At 40.3% G+C, this 15,799-nt stretch carries 10 protein-coding genes; 2 read left to right on the forward strand and 8 right to left on the reverse strand.

The features are described from left to right. Window positions 1-175: 175 nt before the first annotated feature. From HW120_RS15635 to HW120_RS15645, 3 genes are all read right to left on the reverse strand, one after another. Window positions 176-2,200: a DUF6630 family protein gene (locus HW120_RS15635; RefSeq protein ID WP_177735252.1), complete on the reverse strand. Its 2,025-nt coding sequence runs from the start codon at window positions 2,198-2,200 to the stop codon at window positions 176-178. 181 nt (window positions 2,201-2,381) lie between these two features. Continuing rightward, window positions 2,382-3,878, reverse strand: a complete 1,497-nt coding sequence (locus HW120_RS15640; RefSeq protein ID WP_177735254.1) for a hypothetical protein — start codon at window positions 3,876-3,878, stop codon at window positions 2,382-2,384. 127 nt (window positions 3,879-4,005) lie between these two features. Further along, window positions 4,006-5,502 carry a hypothetical protein gene (locus HW120_RS15645; protein ID WP_177735256.1) on the reverse strand — a complete coding sequence of 499 codons (1,497 nt, stop codon included), beginning with the start codon at window positions 5,500-5,502 and terminating at the stop codon, window positions 4,006-4,008. A gap of 1,359 nt (window positions 5,503-6,861) precedes the next feature. Between HW120_RS15645 and HW120_RS15650 the strand changes: the two genes are divergently transcribed. Then, a complete protein-coding gene (locus HW120_RS15650; protein ID WP_177735258.1) occupies window positions 6,862-8,019 on the forward strand; it encodes an AraC family transcriptional regulator in 1,158 nt (385 codons plus the stop codon). A gap of 10 nt (window positions 8,020-8,029) precedes the next feature. After that, complete coding sequence (locus HW120_RS15655; RefSeq protein ID WP_177735260.1) at window positions 8,030-9,157, forward strand: AraC family transcriptional regulator; 1,128 nt, start codon at window positions 8,030-8,032, stop codon at window positions 9,155-9,157. Between the two features lie 195 nt (window positions 9,158-9,352). On the opposite strand, the gene HW120_RS15660 is transcribed toward HW120_RS15655, so the two are convergent. The 5 genes from HW120_RS15660 to HW120_RS15680 all read right to left on the reverse strand — a co-directional run bounded on the left by HW120_RS15660 (window position 9,353) and on the right by HW120_RS15680 (window position 15,773). Further along, on the reverse strand, window positions 9,353-9,979 hold the full coding sequence (locus tag HW120_RS15660) for a DUF6705 family protein (protein ID WP_177735262.1): 627 nt from the start codon (window positions 9,977-9,979) through the stop codon (window positions 9,353-9,355). Window positions 9,980-9,992: 13 nt separating this feature from the next. Next, window positions 9,993-11,522: a hypothetical protein gene (locus HW120_RS15665; protein ID WP_177735264.1), complete on the reverse strand. Its 1,530-nt coding sequence runs from the start codon at window positions 11,520-11,522 to the stop codon at window positions 9,993-9,995. Window positions 11,523-11,805: 283 nt separating this feature from the next. Then, entirely contained in the window at window positions 11,806-12,210 is a 405-nt protein-coding gene (locus HW120_RS15670) for a hypothetical protein (protein ID WP_177735266.1), read from the reverse strand. Window positions 12,211-12,623: 413 nt separating this feature from the next. Then, on the reverse strand, window positions 12,624-14,837 hold the full coding sequence (locus HW120_RS15675) for an OmpA family protein (protein WP_177735268.1): 2,214 nt from the start codon (window positions 14,835-14,837) through the stop codon (window positions 12,624-12,626). Between the two features lie 21 nt (window positions 14,838-14,858). Continuing rightward, complete coding sequence (locus HW120_RS15680) at window positions 14,859-15,773, reverse strand: PorP/SprF family type IX secretion system membrane protein (protein WP_177735270.1); 915 nt, start codon at window positions 15,771-15,773, stop codon at window positions 14,859-14,861. Window positions 15,774-15,799: the final 26 nt, after the last annotated feature.

The raw sequence follows: 15,799 nt of genomic DNA on the forward strand, positions 1-15,799 counted from the left end.
ACAAAGTTCTTACACCAGCAAGCACTATTCACTTTAATAATTTGTTAAAATTTTAATGTAACCGTCAAAAAGTAACAAATGCCGTCAAAACGCACTATTACTGAAAAAAGCCCCGTAAAAAGCCTGTTTTACACCTACTCCGCAGGAAAAAATATAGCCGCCGGGATATTCACAATCAGAGGTCTGTTGCCTGTTCGTATTGGTATCCCAATCTGGCAAATTCTTTTTCGAGTTTTATTCTGAGCGCCAGCGGATGTATAAAAAACACATATTCATCACATTGGGTGTTCACAAACCCCAGCTGGAGATTATAAAAATGGAGTGCCTTGTCAAAGTCTATAAAAACAGTTCCATAGCTGATGGCCGCTTCCTCCGGATAGTCTGATGCAGAAGGCAGGATAACATCGATATCGAAATTTGTTTTCAGACTGTGTTTTATAGCCCATTCCAAATCCCCTATTTCCTGCTTCCAGTCCATACGCCACAAAAACGGGATGTTATGTTCTTCACAGAGGTAAATGATTTCATACAGCGGGTCGTCTTTGTCCTTTTGCTGATTGGTCATAAGGTGGTGCAGCAAGGCGATATACTCCGGTCCCAGACACATCGGCATGGCGCCCAGTAGCGAACAGATCTTTCCGCAGGCGATATCTTCCTGTTCCTGCAGATATTGTTTGTTCATTTCAAAAATGACCCGCTCGAGTATTTCAAAATAGCGGATGGCCTTTTTGTACTTTTCCCGCTCTAAAATCAGCACCTCATAAGCTTCCGCGTCATATCCATTCTGATCCTGGGTGAATAAAACAGGAGCCAGACGGCCGTCTATCGTTTCTATTAAATCAAAATGGTAAAAGTCAAAGCTTCCATCCTGTGTTTCTTTGATGATCCCTATCCTCGGGCACGCACCCGGTTCTGCATCCTGCTGCCGGAACTGCCATTGAAAATCACGAAACCAGATTCTGCTGTCTTCTTCAACCGAATAATAGTTACTGTATTTTTCCCTGATTAACGGCAGGTTTAATATGGATTCCAGAATCTCCCGGCTAACTATTTTGTCAAACTGTTTCCGGTACCACTCCATTTCAGAATAGTGTTCCAACAGTTTTTTCCAACGATCTTTCAAAAAAAGCCGGTAGGTTAACGGAGCGCTATTATTGAGCAACAGCCAGTCTCCGTCCGGAAACTGACGGAATGCCATAGCAAGTTTATAGTGCTTTTTACCCATGATTTTTTCCCAGAGTCCACCCTTATGGTTGCTGAAATATACCATGCAGACATGTTCCTGTTTGTATTGTACATACACACAGTATGAAAACGGCTGCCCGATCTCTACCAATACCCTGTAAAAAGAATCCCCTTCCCAATATTCCAGAACTTGCTCCTGCCCTTTTTGCGGCACAAATCCCGTCAACACATTGCTATCGCCAAAACGCTGCAGGTTTTTTGCACTGATCGCATCATCCGTAAAGAAAAACGGAATGGCAGTCTCTTTGGATTCCTTTTCGATCTTTTCCCGGATTAGCGGTTTTCCGGATTCCAGCGCTTCGAATATTTTACAATAATTAAGACGGTCCTTCCAGGAGTACAGATCGTCGATTACCTCGATTTCTTCGGCTACAAACTCCGGAAGAAATGTGCTCCGAATGGGTTCGGGGTTCTCAAAATCGTCAGTATCGGCTATTTCATCCCACAGCAGGCATTCGGTGGTGATATGTTCCCCGCTGGTGAATCGTTCAAAATCTACCCCATAATCGGTAATCAACAATACCTTTGCCCGGATTGCCCCTTCAACATTCAGGTTTCCGTGGTTATAGTCGCCCCAGAACAATTCTTTACAGGTCATGTGTCCGACTACATAGATTTCCTGGCCACCAACAACGATATTATCGGCTTTCAGGTTTCCTAAAACGACCAGACCGGTAGCACCGTCCGTTACCCGGTTACAGCTATTACGAATCCTGCAATTACCGGTGACCAGTATAAAGTATATAAAGACATCCGGGGCATTTTCCCCGATAAGACACTTTAGCGGATCATCCAGATCCAGCAGCACTTCCAGATCAAGATCCCCTTCACAATAAAAAACATATTCTTCTGCAATTTCGGATTCACTTCCATTGAAAGGCGCATACATGGATTTTTCCGGTATCAGGTGTCTGATTTCATCATATTTTACGATGCTGCAATTCTTGTGTTCCATCTCTTATGTTTGTTTTTATTCTATATGAGAAATGGGGGCAGGTTATCTGTAAAAGCTGAATTGACAGGGAGGTATTCAATCAGGTTTACTGAAAAGTGAATGGTAATCCATCCCAGCTGCTGCAACCGGATATGCCGTACTAAAAAGAACAGCATTATGTATAAGACATCTTTTTCTGTTATTATATTCTACCGATGATCCAGTATTGCGTCCCGTCAAACTGTACGACAAGTCCTTTCATCGATACATTTATAAAAATACTGGTAGGTCCCGCCTGGTTATCGATCAGCAACGTTGGTGCAGACAGGTAAACGTTATTGGCCGTCGCATCCGTTTTTTTTACGGTAAATTTTTTGCCGGTTCTGGGAGCAACCGGTAAAAAAACGGTCACTGCTCCGGAACCAGCATTGATCAGTATGGTTTCATCCGATTCCAGTGCGGTATAACTGGTTACCGGTGCCTGGCTGGTCATGGCATTGAATGCCGGAATGATATCGCCCTGACTGTTCGTTCCCAAGAGGCTCGTACCGGGTAAATTGGTGATACGCACACCGGAAGTACCGCCCGCAATACTTTTTACTTCCAGTGTATTTGCCGGAGTTGTTGTATTGATTCCGATATTCGCATAACCAGCAGCATTCACATTGGTTCCGTAAATAGTATTACCGATATTCAACTGATTGTTGCCGGTAGTAACCACAGCTTTCGTCAGGTTACCGATAAAAATATTGCCGGCACCGGATAGCAGATTATCGCCGGCACTGGTACCGACAGCAACATTATTACTACTGTTTGCCGCCGGATTTCCTGCCAGATTCTCCAACGCCTTTGCTCCGATAGCTGTATTATTATCACCTCTCACGTTCTTATTCAATGAAGAAGTTCCAATAGCCACATTATTTGCACCATAACTATTATTGTAACCGGAATATACTCCTATTCCGGTATTATAATTCCCCGTAGTATTATAATATAAAGCATCATGCCCTATAGCAGTATTCATACGTCCTGAAGTATTATTTACCAGCCCGCTATTTCCTACTGCGGTATTACTGTCGCCAGAAGTGTCATTAGCTAAAGTATTATTTCCGATAGCTATATTATAGGCCGCTGTAGTAACAGTATTTAATGTATAATAACCTATTGCTGTATTCTCACTCCCGGTAGTAACCGATTGCAGGGAATTACTCCCTATAGCTGTATTCCCAACTCCTGTAGCTGCTAAAGGCAGACTTGCGCTACCTAAAACAGTGCGGGTTGTACCTAATGTTCCGGCAACAGCATTGTTCCGTTTCCATACCAGATCCGTATTATCTGTGGTTCCGATAAAATGGGTTCCGGCAGTCGTGCCGCTATTGCCTGTTGTATTCCAGGTATAAGCCGAACCGCCGTCCATTGTTGTCCAGTTCGTGCCGTTCCAGTAGTAATATCCGGGCATAACGGTATTGGGTGCCGTACCGGCTGTAGCGGTATTGTAAATCAGTAAACCTGTTGCCGGTGCCGTAATGGTCGCAGCATCTGTAGTACCGGTCAAAGCGATCCTTGGAATCAGCAAGCCTTTACTGGAACTGCTGACATCCAAAACAGCTGACGGATCCGGAGCCGCTATCCCGATACCCACCTGGCAATAAACCGTATAGTTTAGCAGCATGGCTGCTATTATAAAATATTTTCTCATACCCTAATTTCAATTTGTTTATGATCGCGTAAGTCATCATTTTTAGCTTTATTCCAAAAGCGGTAAAATCCAACCATTAAAACCGGAACAAGACCAAAAGAGCATTGTCCTGCCTCCGGAAGGATCCTTACATCCTGTTTACAATCCAGTATTTACTAATGCCGTCAAACTGTACCACTATACCTGCCATGGAGGTGCCTATCGTGATGCTTGCCTGGTTATCTATCGTTGCTCCTCCTGCTGCTGCTATTACCATATTGCTTGACGTGGCATCTATCTTTTTAATAATAAACCTTTTACCGGATACCGCTCCTGCTGGTAGCACCACTGCCACCGGTGCGGCAACATTCATCAGAATGGTTTCATCCGCCAGCTGCACTTCATAATAGCTAACCGTTACGATTTTAATGGCACTAAAAGTCTCTATTATATCCCCCTGACTGTTTGTTCCCAACATACCGGCATTCGGAAAATTCGTTAACCGTAAACCGGAAGTATTGGCAGCACTGCTTCTTACTTCCAAAGCATTACCGGGATTTGCAGTGTTAATCCCGATATTCGCATAACCACCGTTATTGACATTGGTTCCGTAAATATTACTGCCAATATTCAATATATTACTGCCAATACCGCCCGGAGCCGCAGACATCACATTCGCTCCGATTAAAATATTATTGCTGCCTATAAACAAATCCATCCCCACATTAGTACCAATAGCAACATTGTTATGGCTGTTTGTTCCTGCCGGATCCTGCAGGCTAAAGAGTGCGCCGGATCCTATCGCTACATTATTGTTTCCTGCGCTACTATTATACAATGACTGATAGCCTACCGCAGCATTATAAGTTCCTGTGATATTACTAAAACCGGCATTACCTCCCATTGCGGTATTATAAGACGCTGTTGTATTGTGATTCAAAGCCTGAAACCCTAAGGCTGTACCCATACGCCCGGTCGTATTGTCCACCATAGCCATATTACCTACAGCAGTATTGGAGTCCCCACTGGTTGTATTATATAAAGCGGTATTTCCGATTGCGGTATTATAAGGCGCTGTGTTCTTGCTCAGTGTGTTATACCCTATAGCTGTATTCCCTCCTCCGGTAGTAACCGCTGTCAGCGCATTGCTTCCTATTGCGGTATTTCCGGTTCCGGTTGCCGCTAACGATAAACCGCTGTTCCCGAAAGCGGTATTGGTTGAACCGATAAATCCGGAAACAATGTTGTTTCGTTTTAGTACCACATCTGTATTATCTGTTGTTCCTATAAAGTTGGTTCCTGCCGTTGTACTGCTGTTACCGGTTGTATTCCAGCTATTCGCAGCGGTCGCGCCATTGTCTAATGTTGCCCATTTTGTACCGTTCCAATAGTAATATCCGGGTACAACGGTATTGGGCGCCGTACCGGCTGTAGCGGTATTGTAGATCAGTAATCCTGTTGCCGGTGCCGCAATGGTTGTGACATCCGTACTACCTGTCAAGGCTATTCTCGGAGCCAGAAACCCTTTGTCGGAACTGCTTACATCCAAAGCTGAAGAGGCTTCCGGTGTGGTCGTTCCGATCCCGATCTGGCTATTGGCAGTATACCCCAACAGTATAACCGCCATCATAATGTACTTTTTCATATAAATGTTTTTCATTTTGTTTTTTATCTGCGCGATATTGTCTTTAGCAGTTTGGTATACTGCTATTTGTTTCTTTATTCTTAAAATCTCTGGTGATTCAAATGCTGTTTTAGTTTTTATCTTTTACGGAATCCGGTGTCGCAGTTCCGGTAGCTGCCTGACTAAGTCCATAAAACCAGCATACCGTAAAGATTTAGTAATCGTGCTTTTTTTCATATCCAATCCTTATTATTTAAAGTAGTCCGCCTGTATTCTTTTATCAATATCATTGTCAAAATGAGCTATTTCCAAACTGTCTAACTGTGTTTTTCAATACGGTTAACACATAATTTTTTTACTATTTACGATCAAAGGTAAAACCACCTAAAAAAACCAGCCGACAAAAAGGTCAATACTTTGGATGACAAATAGTAAAATCACTTTAAAACATCACTAAACAACTATTAATCAAGACTATAATCTTAAAACAAGCCTAAAAAACCCTGTTTTTTATCCGAAACAACAATGCACAACAAGCCAAGCACTCGGAAATACGCAAAATAATATTCCGGATGCTACACTACTAACCATCAAGGATTTACCTCCTGAATTTCAACTATTTTTTCTAATGGAATTTTGCCACGAAAGGATCTCTTTTTTACATCACAAAACCTGTTATTTGTAAGGAAAGAAAAGAAAAGCCGCACTCAAACAGGCATTTAACCAATGTTTTTAAATTTCCCAATTTCAACCTTAAAAACACCAGACTTTTCTTCACTTCCTCTTCCCAACTAATAATGACAGTTATTGGCTTATAAAAAATATAATCGTGACTTGAACTTTCTTTTAAAATACAGTAAAGAAGAAGAGCCAAACAACGACTGTTTATTTAACCCATTTTCTGAATAAAGCCCCCCTTCTTCAAAAAATTTTCAGGACTCTCCTTTTTACTATATAACCAAATAATGAGAATAACCCTTTCTTATAATCATTATTTATATTGATCCCGGTAAGCTAACCGGTTTACTCTTTTTACTTGTTAGCTGGATGTTGTTTTCACTTTTTTCAGGAACAAAATTTCTTGCTAATGAAGATTTTATTACCTGTAAATACGTAATAAAACATAAAGGTATTTACTTACAATACTGTTCAGTATAAATACGTAAAGAGCTTATTTCTTTAACAAAACTATAGCCTTTAAAAAGAAACTACCTGCAAAATCATAAACACTTCAAGTGACAAATTGTAAAATATTTTCAAATAAGTAAAAAAATAATTTTAACTACTTGAAAAACAGTTATTTATAAACATTATTTTTTAACAAAAAATTTACATTTTGTCTCAAAAAAATTTATATTTACGTAATATTCTGATCTGTTCATGAAGATTTTTGATGTCATATTGCTCTCAGTTCCTATTTTTTCTTCACTGACATGTGGTGCCATTTTTTTTGTCTCCTATCAGGATAAGCTTACCCCGGTTGAAAACACCATTAAAAAGCTGTTGGTTTGCTATTTTCTGATGATGATTTTCTTATGGTTTAAGTTTGAGATCTATGTATCGCTACAGCAAACACTCCGGTATATCATCCCTTTGTATTGCCTTGTTTTACAAACCATCAATGTTGTTTTTTATAATTTTATTTATGCCTTAACGCCTTTGGGCAAACGGAAAACCATTCCTCTTTTTCATTACCTGATTCCCTGTATTCTCTTTGTGATAGTGTCTGTTATCACCTTTGCTCACTATATCCATGATCCGGAATCGTTTATACCCCGAAAAGATGCTTTTATATTCCTGCGTCCGTATATCGTTATTTCCACCATTGTCTATATGATAATCTATATCGGCTTGTGTGTAAAACGGGTTTATCAATACCGCCAAAGCATTATCCTGCAATACGGAAAAGAGAAATGGGAATCCATGCACTGGCTGTCCTTAGTAATTGGTTTGAGAGTCCTGTTTTTCGTTGTTTTTATTATAGACCTTATTTTTCATATCAGGAATTTCGCGTTACTCATTTCATTTATTTCGACACCGTTACAGCACATACTTATAGTTTATAATATTATCCAGCGTAATTACCTGCTGTATACCCCGAAGCAAACCCAGACCATACTGGTTACTTCCGGCAATGTACTGCAAATCAAAAAGAGGAAACGAAAACGGGATATTTCCGAAAAAGAAGCCATGGCTTTAGGAGAGCGGCTGATTGTGCAATCTGAATTTGAAAAGTACTTTAAAGAAAACAAGCCGTACCTGGATCCTCAGTTTAAAATCACGGATTTAATCTTTCCATTCCATGTAAACCGGACCTATCTCTCCACTTTTATTAATAAAACCTATGGCATGAATTTTAGCAATTATGTCAATAACTGGCGGTTAATGGAAGTCAAACGGCTTGCCCGGCTGCCTCAAAATAAAGACAGGGATATTGCAGAACTGGTCGCAGAAGCCGGTTTTGGAAGTTTCCGAAATTACCTGAGGGTGAAAAAAGCGGAAGATTCCGATAATAATCCTGTAAACGACCAATACTAATTTTTAAAAGATGGATTTAAAGAATACCATACTGATCATGTCTTTTTCGGCACCTGTCTTTTCAGCGTTGTTCTGTATTGTACTGCTATTGTTTAAATTAAACAAAACCAATACCGCTCAACTGAGAAGGCTCATCCGGCTGCTGGTATTTTTCTATACCCTGTTAGGACTGTTCTTTATTATTATGGCTTTATACTATTTTAACAGAATGGCTTATCTGTATATGGTTTCGATTGATTTCCTGTCCAGTTTGCTGCTTCCTGTAATGCTATACCATATTATTTTTAAGCTCACCCGAGTACGGAAACAGGAGCCTTTCCCGATACTGCACTATGTTTTTCCCATTATCCTGTATATCGTACACACCTTGTGGCTCACCTTTATCCCGCTGGATGTAAAGCTGTTACTGGTAGAAAAAAGGGTTTTCTTTGTTGAAGAATACGAATGGTTTTCGGCTTTTGACAGTTTTCGTTTTTTTATCCGGGCAGTGATCGGGATTTTTTACCTGTTGTTATCGGTTAAAAGAACCCGGAAATACCAGGAGAACATCATTAATTACTCTGCCGATATCGGGCAGACTTCCCTGCGATGGGTCTATCAGATATTCCTGTGTATCATTATCCTGTTACCGGTTCCGCTATTGTATTATTTCTCTAAAAGCGGTAGTACAACAGAGTATTTGCTGATTATCCTGCCTAATTTTTTTACCATATTTTTAAATGTGGTTATGTGCTACAATATCTTTACCAATAATTTTATACTGCTCACAGAAAATATTGTGGTCAAGCAATTTAAAGCGAAAGATAAAGACAAGGACAATAGCAAAACCAATATCGACCGGCAGCATTTTGAAAAATATATTCATGAAAAGAAACCCTATCTGGAACCTAAGCTGAAAATTACGGATCTGACACTGGAACTGGGTACCAACCGCAGCTATCTTTCTGCCTTTATCAATACCAATTACAACATGAATTTTAGTGCTTACATTAACAAATGCCGTATAGCGGAACTGGAAATCATGCGGGAAGATCCCGCCTATGCCGACCTTCCGGAAATCGAACTGATCTACCTGTCCGGATTTAGTAATTACCGTGGCTATAAAAGAACAAAAGAACTTTTTGAAACGGTTTCTTAGAGAATCGCTTTAGCAGTAATCAAAAAGATATTTCATTACGGCTGTTTTATCAAAATATACTTTCTCATTTGAAGGTATTGGTGGTAATTCTTCTGATAAATATACGTCTTCTTGTAATCCTACTTTTAACTTCCCGACATAATATTTATACTCATTCCTGCCCTTAAATAGTTGCTATATAGATTTCTATCGTTACTAATTCACTTTAGTCAATATTATATCGGTTGGAATTGTGAATGTACTCGGTTCATCTGATCCCCGCATCCCCATAGGTAAAGTTACTTTCCATTTTGCTGTAAGTGGATTAGAATTCGCATTTATTGTAAATACAAGATTACCTTCTATCCCCATTTGATAATTAGGATGTAATGACCCAGCAACATCAAATATTGTTCCTGTCATCTTATAACTCTCCAATGCTTTTCCAGCAGCAATAATTGTTGGCCATGGTGTCGAAGAGCTACCTATATTAATTTGTGAGGTATATATTACTGACTCATTGGGTTGCCCATAATTCTGAACCATTTTGTAATGGCCGCTTAATTCATCATGAAACATTTTTTTTGAAGTACTTGTTGCCGGATATTCAACTTTCGTTTTCTTCCATAGCTGTAATACAAAAGTTTGATTACCATTTTGATAAATCCATGTACCTATAAATGGGGTAAAATAATTATTTACATCTTTATAATAATATGTGAATAAATTCCCTTCTTTATTATTAGGATTATAATATTGTTTTAACTCTACTATCTTCTCTTGCTGTGCATGACAAAATTGTAAAGCAAACAACAATACAAATAATTTTAATATCTTTTTCATAATATATTATTTTTTAATCTGTACATGGTTTATTTTTCACGACTCCTTTAGAATCAACCTCCAGTTTTTCTAAGGTTGTAAAATCTGCATTTATTTCAAATAATGATATTCCTAAATTTGCCTCTTTTATAAAATTCAAAAATGCTTTTTTATCGTCATTAGGATTACTATTTACTTTTATACTTCCTTCTTCAATTTCATAGTACTTATCTTTTATCATCTTCATTTTCATCAGTCTTTTTGTATCAACAACGGTTCCTACTGGTTGATCAAATGGATAATAATGAAATTCTTTTAGACAAGAGACACAATCTATAGTCATTGCATATCGCGTGCCATCAGCTGTAAATACATAAAAAACAAATTCATTAGCATCAATATGATTATTTTGCACTAATCTACTAATTGTGGCAATATCATTCCAAGAAAAAACAGAATATGTGCCATTGCCATCGGGACCATAAGCATCATGAGTATGTGCCAGCATTTCATATTTATATGCCGGGTTTATATCAATATTAATAATTCCTGCAGTTCCTGATGGTATGTTTTGAATTGGATTTACAGAAGTTGCTGTAGCACTCTTATCTATAAAAATACCGTTTTCATGATTTTCCGAGGTAGTCTCTGCCAAGTTTATTAATTTCTGTTTTAATTCCGGAAATTTTGCCAATTGCTTATTGATTTTTTTACAATTAGAAAGTACTTCTTCTTCCCCTTCCAACACCGGCACTGTTGTAAAATCAGGACAACGCGGACAAGGATTCGGCGGTGTCAGCCCATCATCATTTCCGGGTTCGCCATCACCGCCGCCACCTCCGGTACCGCCCATACCATCACCACCGGAATATTGTCCGGCGCCGGCACCAAAACTGCCGCCTCCGGCTACCATATCGCAGGTCGTGGTGGTTACCTCAAACAAGTGGTTCGGGTTGTTGCAATACTGAGTCGCCACATGCGGTGTGGTCGATCCGCTTCCCGACCAGGACTGGTCACACATCATCACTGTTGCCGTAACACAGACTATTTTTTTCCCTGCCAGCTCTGCATTGTATTCAATTGGTGTAATGCGGATCGCTCCGCTAAAATAAAAGGATTCGTGCGTGACACTCGGAACGATAGGTACTTCCGGAGTATATTTTACGATAAAAGCCCTGGTTGAGCCTGGATTATCCGTATGGATCACCAGGTTTTCAAAACAGGTACTGTCCGGTGTTTCCCGGACGATCTGAAAGGTATAGGAGGTTTTCCCTTCTTTTTCGATGACAATCGCTTTATCCGGTAAAATCGTAAAGCCGTATTGGGCTTCCATGATTGTTCCGGAGAAGCTGCCTTTGCCGTGTTTGCCTTTGTTTAAGCCGGAAAGTGCCTGTACAAAGGGCTGTTCCTTTGAGAGCGCTTCAAAAGTGCTGTTGCGTATGGCAAGCCGTTCCCGGTAAGCATTCTTCTGAATAACATCTTCTTCCAATTCACATCCGGTGAGCAATCCCCCAAGTATAAACAATACGGCATAACAAATGGTTTTAATTTGTTTTTGATTCATAATCTCGCTTTTAGATTTACAAATAGTACCTGTTTACCGGGCAGTACTTTTGTGGGTTTACACAAAAAACACCCGGTGCAGCAAAAAGGCTATTCCTGTTGCTGTTTGTTTCGGTTATATGGGGAACGATAACCGTATGTTATTTTAATGGGGAGTGTATGTTGTTGTTTTACAACAGGATAAACATAAAGCTTTATTTTGAGATATACAAATAATATTTAGAATAATGTTTAAAAAAAACAAAATACTGCGCTATAGTTATTACATTTCTACAGGTATTTTTTTAGCGGAGGTTTTTCTTATTCCGGTAATAAAGCGAAAAAGGATGCCCCAACCGCAGCAGCAGCAAGACCAAAAGCAGTAAGATTCCTTCTGCAACCGCCGCTTTGACATGGTGTTCCAGCAAATAGAAGCCGCTTATGACCACAAATCGTGAGGCCATTAAAAAACAGCCCCATACAAATGCAGCCGGAAACAATATTATAACAGTATTTAAAACGGTCACGATTCCCAATACCATAATCCCCTCAGTAGAAAAACCACATTCATAAAAAATGGCAACCAGGCTGGGCTTTCCGGTAATCAGGTCAATGCCTTTGAACAGTTCTTCAATTACTAAAAATACCGTGAGCAATATGCTGATATACCGCCCTAATTTCCCCGTTACCCTAACCCTTTTAGCTTCCATATCAATCTCTTTTTTCGTATTGCTACCTGTAATTCCTTTTTAAACGTCATGTTATAACCAACCACTTTTATTAAAAGAAGGGGCATAAAGCCCCTTCTTTAATTTACCACTGGTTGCAGTCCCGTGGTAAATCCTAAAAACCAAAAAAAACTAACTTCCTGCTAAAGCTATTCACTTTGTGTGACCCTACCGGTCAACACTATTCTTACTAAGATCTCCAGTGTCCTCATAAATATAGCACCTCTTCCCTGTCACGTTCTTCTAAGATCACATCATACTATTATGGCCAAACAAATTGATTTCTTAAACCCCCATTAAAAAACCGCGATGGTACCATAAATCAAGACAATGCAGGAAAGAAGGCTATATCAAAACAACAGATTGGTAAATCTTACTAATACAGTCTATTTTATTTATTCTTTTTCCGGTGCCTGATCTTTCAGGATAATAATGAATTCGGAACGCCGGTTAAGCTCATGTTCGGCTTCTGTACATTTCACACCATTACCGCAATTGTTAATCAGCTGTGACTCTCCATAACCGTCACCCCAAATTCTTTCCGGAGAAATAGCACCTTTATGGATAATATAATCGATGGTCGCTTTTGCCCTGTTTTTGGATAGCCTCATGTTAAAGTCATCCTTCCCTCTGCTGTCTGTATGCGAACGGACCTCAATGGAAATACTCGGACGGTTCTTAATCAGGTCAATCACTTTATCCAGTTCTTTTTCGGATGATTTCCGGATGCTGTAGCCTCCGTAATCAAAATAAATCGGATTCAGTTTTAGTTTTTCCGTAAGGTCATCCCCTTCTTTCAGGGTTACGACCTTATCATCCACAATTACCGACAGTTCGTTAAACAAGGCTACCGATATTTCTTTACGTTCTGAAATTTTCACCCCGTCCACAAGCACTTTCTCGGAAGCATATCCTTTCTTTTTAAACAGGAACGTATGGTTTCTGAGCGGTGGCAGATCCAGTGTATATTTTCCGAGTGAATCCGTTAAAACCGTTTTGATTTTTTCATTCCGTTCGTTGAAAATAACCACGCTCACGCCGGCTATCGGCTCCGTTGTCATGCTGTCTTTTACCGTACCGAAATAAACGGCATTCAGGTTAAACGGAAAGCGGATCGGCTTGTTTTCCAGAAATTCATACAGATCATCATCGCCGCTGCCGCCCGGTTTGTTCGAGGTAAAAAAGCCTCTTTTTGTTTCGTTGTCAATCACGTAGGCAAAATCGTCATAGACCGAATTAACCGGTTCGCCGATATTGACCACCACATAGGTACCGTTACTGTCTTTTGCCGCAGCAAAAATGTCCAGACCACCCATACCGGGATGCCCATCTGAAGCAAAATATAATATTCCGTTATCGTCTACAAAAGGAAAGGTTTCCCTGCCCAGTGTGTTGATCTTGTCGTCCAGTGCTTCCACCTTTGATTCCAAACCGCCGCCTTTTTTCCTGTTTACCACATAGATATCGGTATTTCCCATCTTATTTTTCCGGTTGGAAACAAAAAACAACTGGCTGTCGTCCGGGCTTAGAGCCGGATGTCCGGAAGAAGCGCCATCTACATTTATCGGATACGGAAGCTGCACAATATTTGTCCAGACCCCGTTGATTTTCTGTGCCTGATAAAGTTTTAGCTGACTGACTTCCTTTTTATTTTTTCCGGCTGTTTTTTTGTTGTGATACAATTCCAGACGGGTAAAATACATCATGGTGCCGTCTTTCGTAATTACCGGTGTACTCTGGTGGTACCGGGCATTAATATCGCCGGGCAGCTTCTTTTCATTTTCCAGTCTTCCTTCATTGTTAATCGTTGCGGTATATAATTTCAGGAACGGCTTTTCGTTCCAGTTGTGTTTGCGTTTGATAAAAACGCCGGAATCTTTTGCTGTTGCATAGATAATTTCCTTGTATTTGGGCAGCTGCTCAAATACTTTTACCGGCACATCTTCCTTATTTTTATTTTTTGCAGCGGTTTCGCTTCTTGCTGCCAGGGCACGCTCGTCGTCATCCATTCGCTGCTCTTTTTTTTCTCTGGCTATTCTTGCTTTTTCTTCTTTTTCAAACTGGGCAATTTCTCCCGCCTGCTTTATGGTTTCTTCGTTGGGTACTAAAGCCGCCCCCATGTCGGACAAACCGGAATTTATCCTTGCTTCCGTTATGTCATCATACCTTCCGGACTGTTCCGCTATTGCGGCCATATATTCTTTTAACCGCCATTTTTTAGCTTCTTCCTCTTTTCCCATTTTGGAATAATAGTTTTCCATAGCCGTTAATGCCTGGGAATAATCCTGATTGGCGCGTAACGCCTGCGAATACCTGAAATAGTATTCCGGAGCCGGTGTTCCGCCCAGGTCCATTAGTTTGGCATACCATTCCAGGGCTTTGGTATAGTCCGAATTAAAATAATAGGTGTCGCCCAAACGGCCGTATACTTCTTTGGTCGTATAGCCTTTTTCAACCAGTTGTCCGTATAATTTCCGGGCTTCAATAAAGGAAAACTCCTCATATTTTTTGTTGGCTTTTTCCAGTCTTTTATCCGGTTTTTGTGAGAATCCGACAGTACTGCTTAAACCGAAAAGTAAAACCAATACCAGATTTCTATTTAATATCATATCTATTGAATTACATGTTAGTTAGAAAAATCTTGGTGACATCATTCTGGCTTTAAGAGGCGAAATCAAATCAAAGCGCAGGAAAATTTCATGCGATCCGGAATTGTATTTCCCCAGTCTCTCGGTATCAAAATCATAGGCATAGCCAATATTCAGTCCTCTCGAGATCTGAAAACCTGCCATACCACTCACGGAAGCATCCCAACGGTACGCCACTCCTAAAGTGAATTTTTCATTAAACAGGAAATTGGCTGAAATATCTACCGCCAGCGGAGCACCGTTAACGGCTTTAACCATCGCTGCCGGCTTGAACTGAAGGCTTTCATTCAGGTCAAAAACATACCCTCCCATCACATAAAAGTGCATTTTTTCTGTCGCTACAGAAGTTTGTATATCGTCATAGAATTCGGTTTCCAGAAAACGGGGAACCGATAGTCCGGCATACCATTTTTCGGCATGAAAATAGGCTCCGGCTCCAACATTCGGCGACGTCTGGTTGATCACTCCCCGCAATTCCGAATCGGGATTGTCGTGAATGGTCAGCCGGTTATAATCGACTTCCAAAAAGTTACCGGAAACACTGATCCCTAACGACAGTTTTACCGTAGCGGACAGTTGAATCGGATAGGAATAACTGGCCGATACCGTTGTTTCTTTCGATACGCCAATCTGATCATTAACTACCGAAAATCCCAATCCCTGACCACTGGCCGTTATGGGGGAATGAATCGTAAACGTACCGGTTTTAGGTGCGCCTTCCAGCCCTACCCATTGGGTGCGGTACAGTCCCAGTATGCTCATTACTCCCCTGGTTCCTGTATAACCGGGATTGATATTCATTGTATTGTACATGTATTGTGTGTACTGCGAATCCTGTTGCCCGTAACTATTCATACCCATTACAGCGATTAACAGCAGCATAATATTTTTTTTCATAGGTTTCTCTTTTTGAATCCGGAATA

The sequence above is a fragment of the Flavobacterium inviolabile genome, from assembly GCF_013389455.1.
GTDB classification, from domain to species: domain Bacteria; phylum Bacteroidota; class Bacteroidia; order Flavobacteriales; family Flavobacteriaceae; genus Flavobacterium; species Flavobacterium inviolabile.

Bases quoted from the DNA above. Each gene is read 5' to 3' on its own strand.
- HW120_RS15635 (WP_177735252.1), bottom strand. From the start codon at position 2,200: ATGGAACACAAGAATTGCAGCATCGTAAAATATGATGAAATCAGACAC.
- HW120_RS15640 (WP_177735254.1), bottom strand. From the start codon at position 3,878: ATGAGAAAATATTTTATAATAGCAGCCATGCTGCTAAACTATACGGTT.
- HW120_RS15645 (WP_177735256.1), bottom strand. From the start codon at position 5,502: ATGAAAAAGTACATTATGATGGCGGTTATACTGTTGGGGTATACTGCC.
- HW120_RS15650 (WP_177735258.1), top strand. From the start codon at position 6,862: ATGAAGATTTTTGATGTCATATTGCTCTCAGTTCCTATTTTTTCTTCA.
- HW120_RS15655 (WP_177735260.1), top strand. From the start codon at position 8,030: ATGGATTTAAAGAATACCATACTGATCATGTCTTTTTCGGCACCTGTC.
- HW120_RS15660 (WP_177735262.1), bottom strand. From the start codon at position 9,979: ATGAAAAAGATATTAAAATTATTTGTATTGTTGTTTGCTTTACAATTT.
- HW120_RS15665 (WP_177735264.1), bottom strand. From the start codon at position 11,522: ATGAATCAAAAACAAATTAAAACCATTTGTTATGCCGTATTGTTTATA.
- HW120_RS15670 (WP_177735266.1), bottom strand. From the start codon at position 12,210: ATGGAAGCTAAAAGGGTTAGGGTAACGGGGAAATTAGGGCGGTATATC.
- HW120_RS15675 (WP_177735268.1), bottom strand. From the start codon at position 14,837: ATGATATTAAATAGAAATCTGGTATTGGTTTTACTTTTCGGTTTAAGC.
- HW120_RS15680 (WP_177735270.1), bottom strand. From the start codon at position 15,773: ATGAAAAAAAATATTATGCTGCTGTTAATCGCTGTAATGGGTATGAAT.